Annotated in this window: 16 protein-coding genes and 1 pseudogene; 8 read left to right on the plus strand and 9 right to left on the minus strand. The window is 41.7% G+C overall.

Annotated features, from left to right (window positions below; genetic code table 11):
* From ACSZOX_RS17520 to ACSZOX_RS17540, 5 genes and pseudogenes are all read right to left on the minus strand, one after another.
* Nucleotides 1-281, minus strand: a pseudogene (locus ACSZOX_RS17520) (hypothetical protein); the annotation flags it as partial.
* Nucleotides 282-366: 85 nt separating this feature from the next.
* Nucleotides 367-1,095 (minus strand): LytR/AlgR family response regulator transcription factor, encoded by a 729-nt coding sequence (locus ACSZOX_RS17525; protein WP_437921463.1) that lies wholly within the window; start codon nucleotides 1,093-1,095, stop codon nucleotides 367-369.
* Nucleotides 1,096-1,106: 11 nt separating this feature from the next.
* Nucleotides 1,107-2,147, minus strand: a complete 1,041-nt coding sequence (locus ACSZOX_RS17530) for a hypothetical protein (RefSeq protein WP_437921465.1) — start codon at nucleotides 2,145-2,147, stop codon at nucleotides 1,107-1,109.
* Nucleotides 2,148-2,179: 32 nt separating this feature from the next.
* On the minus strand, nucleotides 2,180-3,079 hold the full coding sequence (locus ACSZOX_RS17535) for a hypothetical protein (protein WP_437921467.1): 900 nt from the start codon (nucleotides 3,077-3,079) through the stop codon (nucleotides 2,180-2,182).
* Between the two features lie 96 nt (nucleotides 3,080-3,175).
* Nucleotides 3,176-3,319 carry a hypothetical protein gene (locus ACSZOX_RS17540; protein ID WP_437921469.1) on the minus strand — a complete coding sequence of 48 codons (144 nt, stop codon included), beginning with the start codon at nucleotides 3,317-3,319 and terminating at the stop codon, nucleotides 3,176-3,178.
* A gap of 278 nt (nucleotides 3,320-3,597) precedes the next feature.
* Here ACSZOX_RS17540 and ACSZOX_RS17545 point away from each other — a divergent pair, with 278 nt between their 5' ends.
* The 3 genes from ACSZOX_RS17545 to ACSZOX_RS17555 all read left to right on the plus strand — a co-directional run bounded on the left by ACSZOX_RS17545 (nucleotide 3,598) and on the right by ACSZOX_RS17555 (nucleotide 6,285).
* Nucleotides 3,598-4,614, plus strand: a complete 1,017-nt coding sequence (locus ACSZOX_RS17545) for a helix-turn-helix domain-containing protein (protein WP_437921471.1) — start codon at nucleotides 3,598-3,600, stop codon at nucleotides 4,612-4,614.
* Nucleotides 4,615-4,623: 9 nt separating this feature from the next.
* A complete protein-coding gene (locus ACSZOX_RS17550; protein WP_437921473.1) occupies nucleotides 4,624-5,550 on the plus strand; it encodes a hypothetical protein in 927 nt (308 codons plus the stop codon).
* 378 nt (nucleotides 5,551-5,928) lie between these two features.
* On the plus strand, nucleotides 5,929-6,285 hold the full coding sequence (locus tag ACSZOX_RS17555; RefSeq protein ID WP_437921475.1) for a hypothetical protein: 357 nt from the start codon (nucleotides 5,929-5,931) through the stop codon (nucleotides 6,283-6,285).
* 45 nt (nucleotides 6,286-6,330) lie between these two features.
* Here the strand turns inward: ACSZOX_RS17555 and ACSZOX_RS17560 are convergent, their stop codons facing one another.
* From ACSZOX_RS17560 to ACSZOX_RS17570, 3 genes are read right to left on the minus strand one after another with little or no spacing between them, the layout of a single operon-like run.
* A complete protein-coding gene (locus ACSZOX_RS17560) occupies nucleotides 6,331-7,584 on the minus strand; it encodes a TlpA family protein disulfide reductase (RefSeq protein WP_437921477.1) in 1,254 nt (417 codons plus the stop codon).
* Nucleotides 7,574-8,950, minus strand: coding sequence for a RagB/SusD family nutrient uptake outer membrane protein (locus tag ACSZOX_RS17565; RefSeq protein ID WP_437921479.1), 1,377 nt, complete (start codon nucleotides 8,948-8,950; stop codon nucleotides 7,574-7,576). The genes ACSZOX_RS17560 and ACSZOX_RS17565 overlap by 11 nt, the downstream gene beginning before the upstream one ends.
* Before the next feature lie 5 nt (nucleotides 8,951-8,955).
* The gene (locus ACSZOX_RS17570; RefSeq protein ID WP_437921481.1) at nucleotides 8,956-12,057 is read right to left on the minus strand and encodes a SusC/RagA family TonB-linked outer membrane protein; all 3,102 of its coding nucleotides are present in this window, start codon (nucleotides 12,055-12,057) and stop codon (nucleotides 8,956-8,958) included.
* 1,040 nt (nucleotides 12,058-13,097) lie between these two features.
* Between ACSZOX_RS17570 and ACSZOX_RS17575 the strand changes: the two genes are divergently transcribed.
* Genes ACSZOX_RS17575 through ACSZOX_RS17595 form a run of 5 tightly spaced genes read left to right on the plus strand, consistent with a single transcriptional unit; the run spans nucleotide 13,098 to nucleotide 16,796 of the window.
* Nucleotides 13,098-13,571, plus strand: coding sequence for a hypothetical protein (locus tag ACSZOX_RS17575; protein ID WP_437921483.1), 474 nt, complete (start codon nucleotides 13,098-13,100; stop codon nucleotides 13,569-13,571).
* Between the two features lie 46 nt (nucleotides 13,572-13,617).
* Nucleotides 13,618-13,968 (plus strand): hypothetical protein, encoded by a 351-nt coding sequence (locus ACSZOX_RS17580; RefSeq protein ID WP_437921485.1) that lies wholly within the window; start codon nucleotides 13,618-13,620, stop codon nucleotides 13,966-13,968.
* Nucleotides 13,969-13,971: 3 nt separating this feature from the next.
* The gene (locus tag ACSZOX_RS17585) at nucleotides 13,972-15,216 is read left to right on the plus strand and encodes a hypothetical protein (RefSeq protein ID WP_437921487.1); all 1,245 of its coding nucleotides are present in this window, start codon (nucleotides 13,972-13,974) and stop codon (nucleotides 15,214-15,216) included.
* Nucleotides 15,206-16,609: a hypothetical protein gene (locus ACSZOX_RS17590; protein WP_437921489.1), complete on the plus strand. Its 1,404-nt coding sequence runs from the start codon at nucleotides 15,206-15,208 to the stop codon at nucleotides 16,607-16,609. The genes ACSZOX_RS17585 and ACSZOX_RS17590 overlap by 11 nt, the downstream gene beginning before the upstream one ends.
* Nucleotides 16,610-16,613: 4 nt before the next feature.
* Entirely contained in the window at nucleotides 16,614-16,796 is a 183-nt protein-coding gene (locus ACSZOX_RS17595) for a hypothetical protein (protein WP_437921491.1), read from the plus strand.
* Between the two features lie 278 nt (nucleotides 16,797-17,074).
* Here ACSZOX_RS17595 and ACSZOX_RS17600 read toward each other — a convergent pair whose 3' ends face one another.
* A complete protein-coding gene (locus tag ACSZOX_RS17600) occupies nucleotides 17,075-17,971 on the minus strand; it encodes a hypothetical protein (RefSeq protein WP_437921493.1) in 897 nt (298 codons plus the stop codon).
* Between the last annotated feature and the right edge of the window lie 4 nt (nucleotides 17,972-17,975).

Here is a 17,975-nt window from a genome sequence, read left to right on the forward strand (position 1 = left end):
TAGCATCTGCCCTTATTCCGGCTCTCTTCCATAGCCTTCAGAAGATCCTCTTCGAAGTAAACATCCGTCCCGTTCAAACGCATGGGATTGAGCAATCCCGAGCGGACATTCCGCTTATAGGTGCTTTCGCTCATACCCAATTTGTCAATCACTTCCTGTTTCGTCCATAGCTTTCTATCTTCCAGAGGCAAGAGTCTCCTTTCATAAGACGGCTTATTATCCTCCAGCGAATTGAAGATCTTATCCAGTACAATTAAAATATTCTGCATCCATATTTTCATAGCATAAATTGGTTTGTATAGTCAGAAAACAAGCACTTCACATAGGCAGGCCATCGTTATTCGTAACAATCATCACTCGAAGACATCACATCCCTGTTAACCAAGAATCAATCACCTCATATGCCGGTGGGTAGTGAATCTCCAAATGAATCTTTTTACCAGTATCTAACTTGATGGTCACCATATTTTTGTTGTAAGCCACGATAACATCACGCGAGATGATGTGTTTTGCAGAGATTCGAATAAAACGATACTTAGGAAGATCGTCATGTAACTTGCTTAACGACGATTGAACAGGCACCGTTTCGCCATCCCTTATGAAGACCGTAATATCCTTGTCCTCTATTTCCGCATAACCAAACTCATCAAGGTTTATAATTTGGTTCAATTTGGTCGCAAAGTTTTTTACGATGATATAAGAACGTTTATTTTCCATCAGCTCATCACGGAAATCGACCTCCCTTATTGCATTTTCCAAAGTGATCCTCACCTCCTCTCTGGCCGGCATTTTAGATAAGTATCCTTTAGCTTCGATTTCATTAGCACGGTAAGCCTCTTGATGTGCGCTTACAATAATAATTACAGGAGGATCTTTTAGAAGCTTTGCGAATTCCCAACCCATCGACTCGGGCATTTCCATATCCAAAAACAAGATATCAATCCTTTGATTTTGAAGAATCTGAAAAGCCTCCGTCATATTATCGATCCGATAGTCTATCCTGACAAAAGAAAATTCCTTCATCACCGATTCAAACCATTTGAGCGTATGCAGAAGATCATCTAATATCATTGCAGTATAGATCTTTTTCTTCATATTCGATATTACTAAATTTGGCCAGTCATTTTGAACACAAACATATCACCATCTTCGACAACCATTATACGAATAGGCAAGCTATCCAGCGAAATACGTTCTTTCATAAGTGCAATCCCCGTTTTGCCTGATACCATTCCTTCCCGTTTTTTGTGTGAGAACCGATTTATAATCGAGAAAGTCCATTGCTTATCTGTAGCCGTCAAACATATCCCTATCGGAGACCTCGACGAGATAGCACCATACTTAATCGCATTTTCCAATGGCATCAGTAACAAACCTATCGGTATACAAACCTCCAGTTCTTCTTTCCGCACATTCAATCGAATAGTATCCTTCCCATAGTACGCCCTCACCAAGTAAATCAACTTCTTAAAATAAGTCCACTCGATAGACCAAGCCTGACTTTTTGTACTATCCTGCATTTCGATTGCATACCGCATCAAATCAGCAAGATGCTGTAGATTATCAAAATATTCTTTTTGGTTTCCATGCGTCAACTGCCCCAAAGAAATGGCCATAATTCCTTCAATAAAATGGGGAGATATATATTTTGCATGCACTCTCTCTTGTAGTTCCCTTACACTATAAGCCAACTCCTGTCTTCTAAGTTCAGCCATCCGTAGTAACCCCCTATTTTGGAAAACACGTATCACAGCCACCATCCCTCCAGCAATTGTCAAAGTCGCTAGATAACCTCGCACCAGTCTTTGCTGAAAGACGAGGAGATTAAACTTTTTACCCGGGTAGTGAAAATCTATCCCAACCGCTGGCAACCATTTGTAAAACAAACTATATCCATAATACACGAGAAAAGCCACAGAAAAATAAAGGATCAATAGACCCAGCCCTACATTCCCTCCCACAAAAATCTTCCAGATTGCGATAAAGAGAACAATATAATAGAATCCAAAGAGCCCCCCAGAGGTAATAATATGTATAAAAGATATTGGAACCTCTGCAAAAAATGTATTAAGCACGTAGAAAATCAACGAAAATGCAACTACACTCAGCACATTCCAATACGACGCCTTGGTGAGGAGTTTATTCATAATTAGCTAGTAAAACTTCTAATATACATTTTTTAAATCTTTAAGGCAAGATTTAGGCGCTGCGTTGTATAAAACCTACGGTCAAAAACGCAATAACGATCTTCGAAGGGCAATATCAAGAAAGGTTCCTGTCGACGACCTAAATCTGCTGTCTCATCGCCCAATTTCAACATCCCATTCTGGTGTAAGTAAGCCCAGCACTCCCATCGTGGCAAATCATCTTCAAGCAAGATTTCCAATTCGCCGTACAACTGTTTTAATGCTCGGAACACATATTTCTCTCGATTTTCACATGATCGCTGCCGAATTGCCTCAATCCCGATAAGTCCCCATCCCATTTTGTCGGATCGATCCAATAGTGGGTATATAGGAACCCGAAATAGAAAGGACATATAAGGAATACCTTTTTTTAGGTGTAAATGGCCTTCAAAAAAAGAAATAGCCACGCGATCATCCTTTAGATCACACTTTGTTCCCGAGGCGCCATCCGCAAAGACCAAAAGATGTCGACCTTCATTCAGCGTGCTGCGCACCTTTGTCAGAATTGAACTGTCATCGCTAAACAAAAAGCGATGTTCCGTACCATGCGTTGCCATTTGTTGCTGCAAGTCTAAAAACAAGAAAGGAGCCCTGTTGTAGACTTCTCGATCTAAAATTACATCAAAGCTAATAGATAACCCTGCCAGCTCAATAGGCCATCTCATATGGTTACCCAAATGAAACATCACAAAAATACCCGGACTACGCTGTATGAGTTCCTCGGCCTGATATATATGAAAGCTCTTTTGAAGGCTTTCGTTATTCTGTTGATGCACATTTTTCCACTTTTGAAAAAGAATTTCATGTTGCTCCCACGACATCGCAGGAATGATTTGCTTCAGATTAGCGCTAAAGAAAGCGTAATCCCAATTACTTAAGATCGGTAAAAACATAATAGGTCTATACTATTAAATATGAAGAGTAGCTGTCCGCTATTGCTGTAGAGCACAAGCGCGAACAGACAGCCTACTCCTCAAGTTAACAATGCATTAAAAAGTCACAATCGGGCATTTCGCTTCCGGTTCCAAACTGTCCCATTCCAAAAAGTTGTTTAAACTTGCCAGCGTGATCACTTGGTCTTCCAGCATCATTGTCGGTTGATTAATCAACACCTCTTTTTTCCAATTTTTCATAATAATAAATTTAAATTTACAGTAGCATCTCAAACAAGGTATTGGCCAATTCCCTGGTTAAAGATCTTTTTGACAGTGACAAATTGCGACATATTTCCCCATCGCCAAAGGACAGTTCGTACGAAGGAAAAAAAACAACTTTACCCTCAAAAAAGATCCCGCAAATCCGTTCACGATAAAAAAGAGGCATTTACGAAAAAAAAGATATAACGTACGAAAAGCCCATTCAACATTCGCCCAAAGCCCATATATTAACCGCTTAACCATTATTACAAACAATGAGAAAAAGCCTATTTATGGATTTGGAAAGTATTTTTGGAACAGCGCTACCAAAAGAGCAGATCAAGAATTTAAAACCTCGATTACCTTTTCAGGAAGGTGTAATACGTTATTATCAAAATGCAGAGAAAACCTGTATAGAGCAAGAGTTCAAAGGAAGGCTCGGGTACTTGCAGCAATATGATATCGCGCTTAACGAACCAGTAGCCATTCCGATCAAGATAACCCAGCACGATCTCTATACCGCCTATGTTATGCAAGCGACAAAACCCATTTCGCTCGCCAATACAGAAAAAGACCTTCTGTTAAAGATCCCCGAGCGCAGGGCTTTCTACATCTACCTGCCCTCGGGCAACTACAGTTTGCAGCTCGCTGCCGGCAGCTATCAACTTTTCGGATTCTATTTTGATATCGGCATTTTTGACGACGGAGCAGACCGATCCTTTGATTTTCTCCAACCCCTATTGGAAGCCCATCGTACAAAACTGAACAGCCACTTAAAAAGCATAGACTTTATGATCGGACCGATCACGAAGAACCAGGTAAAGAAGCTCTGCAGTAGCCTCAAGAAAGGAGATCTGGACAGCCAGATCTACATCATCCAGCAACTAAAAGACCTCATCCAACTTTCAAAAATAAAAATCGCATGGGAGAAAGAAGGCATCAGTAAAGACGAATATTATGTACAGCTCTGCAAGAAACTTATCCAGGAAGGCGTCAAAGCAGAAGGGGTAACCTATCGTCTCAGCAGTCTAAGTGCAAGCCTCCCCTTTTCACGGGGGCATATGGAACGTATATTAAAAAAATCAACACAAATCCGTTTGCTTACCTTCCGAAACAACTGCATCATCGAGATCGCCAAAGAAGCACTGCAAGAAGGCCAATCCATCTGGCAGGTTTCGCTCTTGCTGAAATATGCCGAAGAACGCAGCTTTCGTCATTTTTTCAAAAAACAAACAGGAATAAGTCCTCAAGAATATCAGCAACAGTATAAAAATCAAACAAATAATTTGTAATTTAAGCCTATGGTCGGACCTTTTTTTTCAAACGATTATAACTTTAAGTTATTGCGCGAGCACCTGGTAAAAACCCTTGTGACCCTAGCACAACAGGCAGACGAAAACATCATCGAACTCAGCCCCGAAGGGTGGAGCTATTCTCCGTATTCAAACCTGCTCAACCTTCCCATGATCGACCATATGGAACACTACCTCGATGCACTGAGCAAACAGCGCTGGTATCCAATGGACTATAAGGATTACCTACGCGATGTATTAAAGACTCCACCGCCCCAAATAGTTTTAGTTAAGTATTTCGATTATCCCTTCGATCCAAAAGACGTAGAATCGACGATTCCTTTCTTAACACCGAGACAAGAGCTATTAGTTTGCTATAGCTGCTTATTATATTTACTCTACAAGCATCCCAGCTTAAACGTTTCATTTCAGTATCAATCTGATGACACAGCAAAAATTCTATCAAAAATCACGCTGCAAGTTCTTGAAGCAGCCCTACCTGAACTTGACCATACCTACCACAGAGAGAGCAAATTCTACCTTTATTTTATTAAGGTATTTTATTCCCGCTACCGAACCGCTTCTTTCTCATTCAAACCGCTTCTTAAACAGATTTTTAGTATAACCAAAACGTTTGATTTCCCTTGGAATTACAAGAGCTACATTTTGACCAAACTACATTACATAAAAAAAGAGCAACGCGTAGCAGCGCACTTTCCGAAAGACTCTGACATGCAAGCCAGGTTTCTTGAAATTATTCAGGATATGAAAGAAAATATCGATATCGATGGGAACGATAATCTGCTGGATGAGCACAGTATCTTTGGCATACTCTCCGCGCTTCATCCACCCGACACCGTCTTAACCTACCAAGAAGTGTACGGACAATGGCCTAAAGGATACCCCTTAAATCTGGACGACTACCAAACTCTTTGATACGTGCATTTAGGGGGATAGAAACCTGCACGTTTCTATCCCCCTAAATGCACGTTTCTATCCCCCGACGCAGCCCCTTTCCACCATACCTTTGTTTTGTTAGCCTGTCGCTAGCAAGATAAAGGTATTCGTCATGAAAAAGACACAGATTATAGTATACACGATCAGCGGCCTGATTATTCGGGAATGGTTTCCACGTAAATTCGCACTCTTCCCGGGCAGGCCGGTAGCGATGAAATAAACATACGTTCGCCGGATCAACGTCAAAAATCCGGTAACCTGTTCACTGTCCCCACAACAAAAGTTAAAGGACAATATTTTACTAACCAAAAGTTTTTTGAGGTAATCTTTTTTTGCTATTAATAAAAAGGCCACAGGATGAAAGCTATCAAATTCATCAAATCAAATATGCTTACTGCGATTGCTATCGCCGCAGTAGCCTCCATTATCGGTTTACAGTCTTTCCGTGACAGCAGCACAGTAACGCTCGACAACACGAAAGCAGAACCAGCACTGTATTGGTACGAAGTCGATCTTGTAAATAATGAACTGGGTCCGCAGAAGAACTCTTCACCACTTACCAAATCACAGGCCATGTCCAATCCTTCGATCACAAGCTGTAATGATGCAGCTTCGACGATCTGCTTAAGAGGTTACGAGACAGAACAGAATGAGGGCGATCCATTTACGGCAGCACCGACAAGTGACCACCGTATAAACAGGTCTAACCCCTAATTCCAAAAAAGAGGTGAGCGAATACGCTCACCTCCACTTACTCCTCTACTTTCTTCTTATCATGAGCACCGGCTGCTTTACAGTTTGCTCCTCAAGCTTCAGCCCATACCCTTCCAGCGCTTCCTGCAGCATATCCACGGAAAAAAAATCAAAAACCAGGTAATCAAAAGAAACATCCACATTCCCTACAAAATTTACAGTGTCACGGAAAGGAAGCTCCATGTTATTTTCCACCAGATTACGGACAGCGCGTGAAAACTTCTCGTAAGGCTGGTTGACAAGAACCCTGTTCGAAGTACCAAGGATAGTACCGCTGACGATACGCGGAGTAGCCCTAAAAGTATTTTTTGCCTTTCCACCTTTAGAACGGAGTTTTAGGGTCTTATCCGAACGCACGAGAACCATGGTCCTCAAAGGCACGGAATCTATTGTTGCAGATACGTAAAAGTAACGTTCCAGATCTTCTTTCATGCGATCGAAAGGATTTCCACGATCCCGGGACGAAAGCTTCATGGCGTAGTCGTATAAAATAGGGTGTCCATCTTCATTTATACGTCCTCCAATCGCACTGTCAGCATGCACATGCCATTTCCGCAATAGATCGTAGCGTCCATCTCCCTGGTACGCATAACGGAAGAGATCTTCCATGGAACTTCTGTTCACAACGATATCCTGTCGCAAGCTACCCCCACCGGCAGCACTTCCGATCGTCACCCTGTGCTGCGAACGCGAAATCATACTGAAAGCTTCCAGGTTATCCTCGTATTCCGTGTCAAAAAGCGAGCTGACATACCGGGGAGACACGTACTCCCCTTCTTTAAGAGAACCTCCGGCAAGCAGGCTACGGATATTATCCTCCTGGAGCTGTGAACCTTCGCTGAACGCCCGCACGGTAAGATCGCGATCAAGCCAAACAATAAACGGAAGACCAAAATATGCAAAACTTTCCAGGATAGCCGTATTTCCCGATATCAATGGAACAGACGGCCTGGTTATCCAATCGCGCGTATCGAAAAGTCTATCTGTAGAATCGGCCGGCTCACTGTTTACCAGCACAATATTCACCCTATCACCGAACAGCTCCTTCAACCTATTGATCTTGGGAAACGATGCGATACAGCTTCCGCAGGAATGGCTCCAAAAATCCAGAACCGTCAGTTCATAGCGATCGGGTACGATCACAGCATCCCGTTTCCATAGAAAATCAGGTAACCTATCCCCTATACCGAGCTTCTGACCGTAGCATAAGGATGCGAAACACAGCCCGCCGATCAGTCCGATCAAAAATCTAGTCCCCATAGCCCGGATTCTGTTCAAGAAAGACATTCCGCTGTATCTGATCGTAAGGTACCGGCATCAGTTCCGCATGAGCCGACCAGGTCGGTTTCACCGCAGACAGCACGGTCTGCAGCTTCCCCCAACGCTTGAGATCAAACCAGCGGTGCCCCCACTCCGCAAAGAATTCACGCCGTTTTTCGGCTTCGATATATGCCATGACCCCACCAGATAGGCCATCATCCAAAGCGGATAACCCTGAACGCATACGGACAGCATTGAGATCTTCCAGTGCCCCATCCGTATCCTGCAGACCATTTCTGGCCTCTGCCCTCATAAGATAGGCTTCGGCCAACCTGAATACAACATAATACTCCGTGACCGGTGTAGTGGTACTCCGGTTCTGGTATTTATAGGGATAGCAGTAGGTAACGCTACCGATCACGTTTCTACCTACCCATTTGGAAAGACGCAGATCCTCCGGGCCAAAAATTGACAACAGGCTCTCTGAGAGGTAAAACAGCGGGGTGCTGCTGCTGCTCGAAGGCACGAATGAACGCGCTTCCGCAACATTACGGTATTCATTGGTCAGTTGCCAGATCGACTCGCGGCTGCCTGTTTTAAATGCCGTATCCATATCTTCCAGAACAAAGCCACCCGCAGAGATCACCGTATCACAGGCCGCGGCCGCAGCTCCATAAGCCCCCAGTAGAAGTTCGGTCCTTGCACGTAGGATCTGTACCGCAAAATAATCGGGCATCGCCTTATCCGCCCGCGTATGCCTGCCGATCAGCAACGCTGCATCAGAAAGGTCACTACGTATCTGTGCAGCTACCGTTTCATAGGCCGTACGCGGCATTACGGCATTCTTCCGGTAATCCGTATCCAGTACCAGCGGCACATCGCCAAAAAGCTGTAGAAGATAGAAGTAATAAAAAGCCCTTGTAAACAGGGCCTGCCCCGTAAAATCAGCTGTCGTTTCCCTATCCAGAACACTGTTCGACTCGAGGTTTTCCAACAGAATATTTGCCCTGTATATACCATCGTACGCCAGCGACCAGAATCCCGACACCACCGAATTGTCCGACAGCAACGAATTCTGATAAAAAGCCTGGTAATTGACACTGGTAGACCGTGGCACAAGGTCGTCCGCGGCAAGCGCCATATAGAGTGAAAGACCTCCGCTGGTGAGCGAAAGATTGGTGAACAACATGTTCTGATAGATGCCACGTATAGCACCTTCATATCCGTCCTGCGTCGAGAAGAGTATCTCCGAATCGATCGCATAGGCAGGACTCTCTACCTCCACCAGCTTGTTACAGCCCTCCAGACCAAGCAACATCAACACGGGCAGAACGATCCTGCCCAGAAAAGTGTATATCTTTTTCATGAACGTTAAAAGTTAAGTTTTGCTCCCAGCATAAATGTCCGCATGGGAGGTGTTGTAAAAATGTACTGTATCTCCGGATCCGCACCCACATAACCACTTAGCGTCCATAGGTTCTGTGCACTGAGAAAAAGGTTCACGGACTCCGGTAAACCCACGCGGTGGAATATGTGCGTATAGGAAATATTGAGATTCCGGAGTTTCAGAAAAGATGCATCCGATACCGCTCCCTCCGAAGAGATAAAATGCTGCATGGCCGTGTACGCAGGATCCGAAACCGAGGCCACATAACGCTGGAACGTGGCCCGGTCTCCCGGCTGTTGCCACCTGTCGAGGACCGCGGCAGGCTGGTTGGTTACACCGTAGCCCGGAGCAGAAGTAAGTGAGGCCATATAAGAACTGCCCTTCTGTTTTTTGAAATCGAACAAAAAAGACAGCTGCCATTTTTTATAGCGGAAAGTATTGGTAAGCCCACCAAAAAACACAGGATCGAAATGGGTGATCACCGTTCTGTCATCACTGTTAAGCTCACCGTTGCCGTCCACATCTTCAAAGCTATAGATCCCCGTCTGCTCGTCCACTCCCTGATAGCGGTACCAACGTCTTACGCTCAGAGGCTCACCCAGCATCCAGGTGCCCGCATAGGACGACTCCTCCAGTCCCGGAAAACGCACAAGCCTGTTCTTTGGCATGGAAATATTGAACCTGACGTTCCATGAAAGATCCTGTTTGCTGATCACCCTGCCATCCACCGTCCACTCCCATCCCTCGTTGATGACCAGCGCATCCAGATTCCGGTTTATACTCGCAAAACCCGTCTGTACCGGAAGAGCATAGGCAATCAACTGGTTGCCGCTCCTATTCCGAAAAAAAGCCAGCCCCGTCAGTATACGGTCACCGAACAGCCCAAGGTCAATCGCCAGCTCCCACTTCCTGTTCTCCTCCCAGGAATAATCCGGGTTATAGAGCCCCGTTGGGTTAACCGGGAGCATATCCGCATAGCGTTCCGCTCCGCTCGTCCAGTTATCCATAAACTTATAGTCCCCTATCTGGTCATTTCCGGTGACGCCGTAGCTGCTCCTTATTTTGCCGTATGAAAGCAGCGGTCTGAGCCATTCCAAAAACTTTTCACCGGTGAAGATCCAGCCCGCACCGACCGAGTAAAAACCCGAGAAGCGACGCCCCGATCCGAACCGGCTCGATCCATCCCTGCGCAGTGCAAAATTCAGCAGGTACCTCTTATCATAGTTATAGCTTACACGGCCAAAAAGCGCGGCATACTTATAGGCAGATTCCATATAGGAAGGCACAACCGTTCCTGCGGAAGCGATATTGCGGAGTAGATTTTCATCCGTATAACCGTTTCCGGTCAGGCTTATCCCCTCATTAACGCTCTGCTGTATGCTTGCCCCCAGAAGCAGCCCCAGCGTATGCAGCCCAAAAGGAGCATCATAGCTTATCTGCGGTTCAACGATCCAGCTGCTGGCACTGCTTGTTCCCATACGCGCAGAAGGCAATGTGCCCGATGCCGGATTGATCCCCGCCGAAGGATACATCGCATATTCATCGCCCGTGTTGTGGGTATATCCCGTGGATACTTTTGCCCGCAGTTCATTCCATAAGCGATAGCTCAGCGATAGATTGGCAAAAAGACTCCTAAAATCCCCTTTATAGGAATTTTCCAGCTGTCCATAGGGATTTGTCAGCCCGACCGAACTGAAATTCTGTGGCCCGAGCATCCAGTTCAGGCTGCCATCCCCATTGTAGAGTACCGTGTGGGGCGGTAGCGCTAAAAAAGCGGAAGGATCAAATACGGTAAGGTCTGAACTGTTCTGCGAAAAATTCGCGGTCAGGTCAAGCAGAAAACGTTCGTTCGACGACCTGTGGCTCAAGCCCGTACCGAAACTGAACCGGCGGGAGTCCTGATCTGAATTCACCTGAAAATTCTCCCGGTAGAAACCCGCATTGATCCTGAAAGACGTTTCCCGCAGGCCGCCCCGGAGGGTAAGATTCATATTTTCCGTACTATTGGAAGAACCGCTCAGAAATTTTCTGAAGTCGGTATACCTCTCATCGCTCCAGTAGATAAGATCCGGAGCGTTGGCTTCATTAAGCTCCAGGCCACTGTTATCCAGCGCCTCTGTACGCATCATAAAATATTCCCGCGTATCCAGCATTTTCATCGTGCTGCCGGGCGAGGACACACCCGAACCCCAGGAGAAATCGATCTTGGTCCCCTGCTGTCCGTTTCTTTTCGTCGTGATCAGGATCACGCCATTGGCCCCCCTACTCCCGTATATAGCCGTGGCATCGGCATCTTTCAGCACTTCGATACTTTCAATATCCGCAGGATTGATACTATTGAAGATACTCAGTCCCGATGCGGCATTGGAAAGCATGGACACCTCCTGGCCGCTTACGGCAATAGGGTTACCATCAAGGAGCACCAATGGCTCACTTCCCTGGGTAAGGGAATTCGTCCCACGCACTTTAAGATCGACCAGTGCCCCATTTATCCCGCTGCTCGGCGTGACCTCCAGACCCGGAACCAGCCCCTGAAGGGCGAGCATAGGATTGGATACAGGCTGACGCCCGATCTCATCGGCAGTGACCTTCGTTATGGATCCCGTGGCCAGACGGCGCGTGGTGGAACCATAACCGATCACCACAGCCTCATCCAGTACATTTTCCAGCGTATCGAGCGCGATATGTATAGCATCGGTTCTATTGGACAATATGTACTCCTGGGTTTTATACCCTATCCGAGAAAAGCGTAACAACTCTATATCAGCGGAAACAGCAAAACTGAAATGGCCATTTCCATCCGTGCGACCGAGCACCAATCCCGACTTCGTACGAATGGATACATCCGCCAAGGGTAATTCCGATCTCGCCGAGATCACCTCTCCCTTCAATTGCCGTAACGTTTGCCGCCCATCGGCCCCGCTGTCCTTGCGGGGCTCCTGAGCAGTCAACTGATTACTAAACAACAAAACGAAACATACCCCGAAGCTGAACAGCGTCCGGCTCCGGTTATTCTTTGATTTAAACAGGTGGAATATCCAGTCGAAATAAGACATATCTCTCCCACCCTTATAAAAATTCTTCATTTTTTAAGGAATTTATGGTTTTTTAATGGCCTTAAAGAACTCGCAAGCGAGGTTTTTAAGATGTTGTGCGAATTGGCATAAGAATGGCAAAAAGCCCCTGCAGTGGCCTAAAACAGCCTATCCATTACCGCTTCGCGGTTAATAAATAAATGGAAAGGAATACGAAAGCAGCGGGTTTCACTGGAATCAATACGGTTATGCATGTTTCGTATTCTTAAAGAAACCGACCTCAGCATAATTCAAAAAGAAATATTTTGTACTAAACGAAAAGAAATATTTGCAAAGCAATAGAAGATTTCATAATTTTAAGCTGCAACACTTTTTACGTCGTGAAACCGATCTATTGACCAGGAAAAACCCATTTTGTTTTATACAAGCAGAGGTCGGTAACAGGCTGTTATTTTAAGAAGGAAGAGAAGGCAATCTTGTGGCCTTTCTGCCGAAACGACCGTATCCAGAATACCTTTGCCTGCGATCAGCTCGCATGCCCGGTTCTATGTCCGATCGATCAGAACTCCCCTTACTGTTAACACCTGTCGCTTATGCACGACCTATTCCGGTGGCGCAGACACGTTCTTTATCAGAAGTAAGCAAGAGAACCGATGACGCTGATCATTGATCGGGTCTTGGTGGGTTTCTGTAGTGTTTTTTAATCGTCTCATAATCATCTATTTTGGTTTATGAACGATGAAACTCGACAAAGCTTAGAAGGATACTAGTTGGTAGAAAATCCAACGGAGCGGGCTTCTAATGCTTCGTACATGGTACCGTCAAGAACCTTAATCAAATGATTAATTGCCACAAAGACTGAAATAGAAGTCCGCTCCACTGAATTATTCGTATACGAATATACAAAACTCAATGGAAAGCGAACTCCGATTCAACTTACAAGGCAAAATTTGACGGTTTCTGTTTGCAAGTGACATCGCTAGGAGTTACTAATCACTCCTTACTGTCGCTGTTAATATCAATACAAATATAACACAAAATGAAAACTTTGACAAATAAAATAAACAAAAGTTTTCAATAAATATCAAATAATGGGAACACCTTTAGGAAAGTACATAGACAGTTTAAAAGCCAATAAAAGTAAAATTGCTGATTTAAGTAATCTCAAGAGACAGAGAGTAAGCGATCTTTCCAATAAAGAAAATACTAAAGCTACACCTCTCGAGTTCTATAAAATTGTAATCACTGCAATACTTCTAAAAGACCTACCAGAGGAGGAATTTTATAATGCAATAAATGAAATATTCCCTAATAGACCTAAAGTAGACTTTCTAAATGAATTCGAACATCTTTCACCAGAAGTTAGATTTATACAGAAACACTGTCTAACACAAAAACGAATTGAGGACAATATTGGTATGTCTGACGGTAAAATCAGTAGACTAGGTAGCGAGGATGTTAAGGAAATTTTAGCGGTCGAACTAATTTGCTTTATCGAAGGATTGGGATTAGACGTATTAGAGACTTTCAAAGAAATTTATGGGGATGTAAAGGCGGGAGAATAATCGCGTAAGTAGATATTTTAAAATTATCTTTTATAAACCAAAAAATATGGATAAGAATTATGAAAACTTAAATTGGTCCCAATGGGAACAATTGCCATCTCCAGAAAACTGCAGACAAATTGACGGTCCAAAGGGACCAGGTGTATATCAAATCCGTAACTCCAAAACTAGACAGCTTATACTATTCGGTATAGGCATAAAATGTCGTAATCGCATGAAATCAATCTTCCCAAAACCTTATGGTACAGGAACTAGAAACAACGAAGATAAACGAAATTTTGTATTAGAAAATTGGTGGGATTTGGAATACAGGACACTAGAAACTGATACAAGAGATGAAGCATATGGAGTTGAAAATATCATTAAATCCTTTAGAGATCATCTGTTTAACACATAAAAAATGAAAGTAACCATATTAGATATTTTCAATGAGAATTCAGGTAGTGTTTGCTATTTATCAAAATCTACATTGGAAGAATACATTACTTCTTTACCGGAAGGTTACAACCAATACGATGTCCAAAGAGAAATTGTAGGCCATATCTATTTAGACAATCTAGTCTACTCACTTTTAGAAGGAAAGCATATTCCACCAATTGTATTGATAGATGAGAATGGATCGAGTTCATATGTGGGCAATGAAAGAATATTAGTTGATTTTAAAATACTTGATGGCCTACAAAGAACTTATCGTCTCAAATATTTATATGAAACCATTCAATTCTTTTTACAGAAGGATCTTGTTACCGATTTTCAAGGGAAAAATCGACTACAATTGTCTAAGCAGTTTAAGGCGGAACTTTTCAAAATAAACAGCAACGTCAACATCCTTGCGAAATTAATAGAATATGCTAATAAACATAAAAATTATAAGGAGTATTTCGAAACCTTGTTCCAAAGAAATCAATGGTTCGAAATTTGGCAAAATTTAACTCCTCAAGATGAGGTAAACAAAATGCTAATTCTTAATGCGGGACACAAAGCTGTTTCCTCTAAACATCAAATTGAATTGTTATTCAGTTACGCCTTACCAACATTAAAAAAACTTGCTGGTAATGGTAACTTATCCATAATCCGAGAAAAGGAGATGAATTCCATGAGATTTAGTAAAGAAAGACAAGAATCTCAATTCCATCTGTCCCATATGATTACCGGTCTACTCTCATATTATGAAGGAAAAATACTAACGTCCAATACCCAACTAATACAAAATCAGCAAAATGAAACTGATTACGCTCAAGAAGAAGTATTTTTGAACTCAGAGTTATTAAAATTATTTCTTGATACACTAATAAAATTAGACAAAAATCTAACAAAAAATTTCCCAAAACAAGGTGTTAAATGGTTAGGAAGGGAGATCTCTTTAGTTGGAATGTTTGGTGCATTAGGTCGATTTAGAATTACGAAAGAATTAAGCCACGAAAAGGCTTTTGAAGAATTTTCAACATTAATAGTTGGTAATGCTTATATTCTAAACATTGATGATTTTGAAATACAACGAAATAGTCAGGAACTTTCTAAAATAAACATCGGAATTGTAAATAAAAAAGCTGTTTTTAATGCTACATTAGACATATTAATTAATAGTTCCTCTAATAATATTGATTGGAAAAAGTACTTCAAAGGAGGCCAATATGATAATTAAAGATGTACTTTATAATAATCTTAAAAAACTCCTTTTAAATCTATCTACAGACTCTGACAATATAACACCTTACTCAGATAGTCTTGGAAACCCGGATAAAGAAGAAGAACTGACCAGTCTCGCGGAAAATATCGAAATACAACTTATCAAGAAACTCGAGGCATCCGAGAACGGAGGTACATTAATGTTAATAGATTCTTCTCATCTTGATCTAGTAAAAGATTATAAAAATAATTTCTCTCAATACCCGGAAGCTAGATTTGATGAGATTTTACTTTTATTGAGCCTAATCAACTCGCTTAATAATCTTCTGCAAGAAGAACTTGATTTTGGGTCTAATGTTGATAATTCTATATATTCACTGATTGATTTCGATAACGATAAATTTGGAACAACCGTATTTCACTATACGGATCCCGATCAGCCAAACAATAGTTTTATTTTCTTCAATTTTTCAGAAATTGAAAAAGTTGAAGAATATCTCCGAAATCCTAGTATTGCGATATCAACTGACCTAATTATTCAACTTATCTCCAATATAGGCAAAGAAGATAAAATGCTAGAGTCTAAATATTACGCATTAATATCCCACGACACTGCCCAAAACAAGCAAAAAAGTAAAGCATACGTAGCACTCAACTTAGTTTTAAATGGGAAAGTTTATCACGAACCTTATGAGTATACAGGAACTATGTCGCAGGATTCTCGTAGAGCAATATCTGTCTCAAACAATTATCATCAATTCAAGGATATACTTACTATATTAAGTGAATACAATTCTCAAAATGATATACTTGACAAATTCTTACGGCTATACCATGTTGTAGAAAATTTCATGTTTAAATCCCCTTTAGTCACTTTAGAGCGCAAACAACAGGGAAAACCATTTTCCTTTAGGGATTTTCAAAGGATACACAGCAATATCAGTCGGTCAGAAATAGATTCCTTAAAAAAACTAATTCAAAAGGTATTCGCTCTCAATCAACAAGCTGGTGTTACTTTTGAAACATATGCTATTAACAAATTAAATGATTTAATACTTACTCAAGCCTTAATCACAGAAGATAATTTCAACCACCTACTCTCCTACTTAGGCTTAGAAAAAAAGAACGGAGATAACTTAAAATTCGCTGACATACATAATGGTTTTCCTAAAGCATATACAGAAATCCTTTACGCTATTAGGTGCTCAATAGTACACAATAAAGAATCAGAGTTTCATCTAACCCACGATGTTCTATTTAACCATGACGTTATTGGAGATACCACAAAAGTTTTATTAAAAGAATTCCTGATAACTACAATGGAGGAAATTATTATTTTCCTTATAACTGAAAACGAAAATGATATCGTATGGTTTTCTAACCATAGTTTAATGTTATGGGAAAACTAAAACGATGTTATCAATCATACCCGGGGCTACTATTCGCAGAACAAGGCATTGGATTGAGAATACTTTCGACATGGCTTACCAACATATCTATTATCCATTGCGTGAGATGACTTTCTTCTCGCTTGAAGATCTTAACTGGGAAATTGGCTTTTTGTTGGAACATTGCAACAATACCACATTATCGTAATAAACTTCCGCCGATTTGCATACCAACATGAACAGAAGGGTGATGATTGGAGTGTAGGGTCTTTTTGCTTTGTTTTTTTAAGTTGGTACAGCTCTTTGCCACCTCAGAAACGAGGATGGCAATATGCTGCTGAGCTTTAGCAAAAAACAACGTAAAAAGTAGACAGTTGCAAAAGGCGGTAATGACACACTAGACAGACGAAGAGATAGCTTTGTCCGGTTGGGTCTGGCTAAAGCCGTATTTTGTTGTGTGTGTGGGGGGGGGAGAGCGTTAGTTTTTTAATTTAATCTTTTTCTATATTCAATAATTGCTATTACACGAGAAGTAATCCTTCCTACAGCTAATATATCTCGATTTTGATTATTATTGTGTAAAACAAGATGATAGGCATGATATTGATTTTGGGGATTGTCTCCTTCATATTCATACCATATATATTCATCCTTTTCATCATCAAAATTGACCAAATCATTTACATTATCATTTCTTCTTTTATCCCCCAAAGCATTCTTAAGAAGTTCAGAAGCTTTAGGTCTCGCTGCAATACCTCCTAATAATGGTGATTTCCCATGTATGTAATCAGGACTTCCTTGTATATGACGAGCATCAGTATTATTGAAATTTCTTTGTACTCGATTATTTTCTAACCAAGTATCTAATTCTGTAAAACTTGTAAAGTGTTCTATTTGAATTGGAGTAACAGAGGCCCCACAGTGTTTTAAAAGTAATATTGGATTTTGAGAAAAGAAAGCACTGAATAAATTCAAAATTATTTGTCTATCGGGTTCGACGGTATAAGCATGCTTTCTAACAATATCATAAAAAATCAATGGTAAATTATCAACAAAATAACCTCCATTGGCTTGGTAAGATCTAACTTCACACCCTTCAATTATACTTTCATTTACAGCATTCACTTCACCTTCATTAAATAGAGTATTAACGACTGTTTCAAAATCATAACTCCCAATCGTCATAAATTCTTCAAGAACTTGAATATTTCCGAAAAAATTATCCTTATTGGTTTTACTATAGTACAATTTTGAACCTTTTTCACAATCAGCTAAATCAATAGCCATCTGAAAATCTTTCAAAAGCTCCAATCCTCTTTCTCTAGACTGAATATCATCGTCTAGATTCTCAGGAAAATGTATATATGCGTGAATTGTCTGCATTCTA

The organism is Sphingobacterium sp. LRF_L2, assembly GCF_965644235.1.
GTDB lineage: Bacteria > Bacteroidota > Bacteroidia > Sphingobacteriales > Sphingobacteriaceae > Sphingobacterium.

Coding starts and splice junctions, on each gene's coding strand:
- ACSZOX_RS17525 (WP_437921463.1), bottom strand. CDS start 1,095: ATGAAGAAAAAGATCTATACTGCAATGATATTAGATGATCTTCTGCAT.
- ACSZOX_RS17530 (WP_437921465.1), bottom strand. CDS start 2,147: ATGAATAAACTCCTCACCAAGGCGTCGTATTGGAATGTGCTGAGTGTA.
- ACSZOX_RS17535 (WP_437921467.1), bottom strand. CDS start 3,079: ATGTTTTTACCGATCTTAAGTAATTGGGATTACGCTTTCTTTAGCGCT.
- ACSZOX_RS17540 (WP_437921469.1), bottom strand. CDS start 3,319: ATGAAAAATTGGAAAAAAGAGGTGTTGATTAATCAACCGACAATGATG.
- ACSZOX_RS17545 (WP_437921471.1), top strand. CDS start 3,598: ATGAGAAAAAGCCTATTTATGGATTTGGAAAGTATTTTTGGAACAGCG.
- ACSZOX_RS17550 (WP_437921473.1), top strand. CDS start 4,624: ATGGTCGGACCTTTTTTTTCAAACGATTATAACTTTAAGTTATTGCGC.
- ACSZOX_RS17555 (WP_437921475.1), top strand. CDS start 5,929: ATGAAAGCTATCAAATTCATCAAATCAAATATGCTTACTGCGATTGCT.
- ACSZOX_RS17560 (WP_437921477.1), bottom strand. CDS start 7,584: ATGGGGACTAGATTTTTGATCGGACTGATCGGCGGGCTGTGTTTCGCA.
- ACSZOX_RS17565 (WP_437921479.1), bottom strand. CDS start 8,950: ATGAAAAAGATATACACTTTTCTGGGCAGGATCGTTCTGCCCGTGTTG.
- ACSZOX_RS17570 (WP_437921481.1), bottom strand. CDS start 12,057: ATGAAGAATTTTTATAAGGGTGGGAGAGATATGTCTTATTTCGACTGG.
- ACSZOX_RS17575 (WP_437921483.1), top strand. CDS start 13,098: ATGGGAACACCTTTAGGAAAGTACATAGACAGTTTAAAAGCCAATAAA.
- ACSZOX_RS17580 (WP_437921485.1), top strand. CDS start 13,618: ATGGATAAGAATTATGAAAACTTAAATTGGTCCCAATGGGAACAATTG.
- ACSZOX_RS17585 (WP_437921487.1), top strand. CDS start 13,972: ATGAAAGTAACCATATTAGATATTTTCAATGAGAATTCAGGTAGTGTT.
- ACSZOX_RS17590 (WP_437921489.1), top strand. CDS start 15,206: ATGATAATTAAAGATGTACTTTATAATAATCTTAAAAAACTCCTTTTA.
- ACSZOX_RS17595 (WP_437921491.1), top strand. CDS start 16,614: ATGTTATCAATCATACCCGGGGCTACTATTCGCAGAACAAGGCATTGG.
- ACSZOX_RS17600 (WP_437921493.1), bottom strand. CDS start 17,971: ATGCAGACAATTCACGCATATATACATTTTCCTGAGAATCTAGACGAT.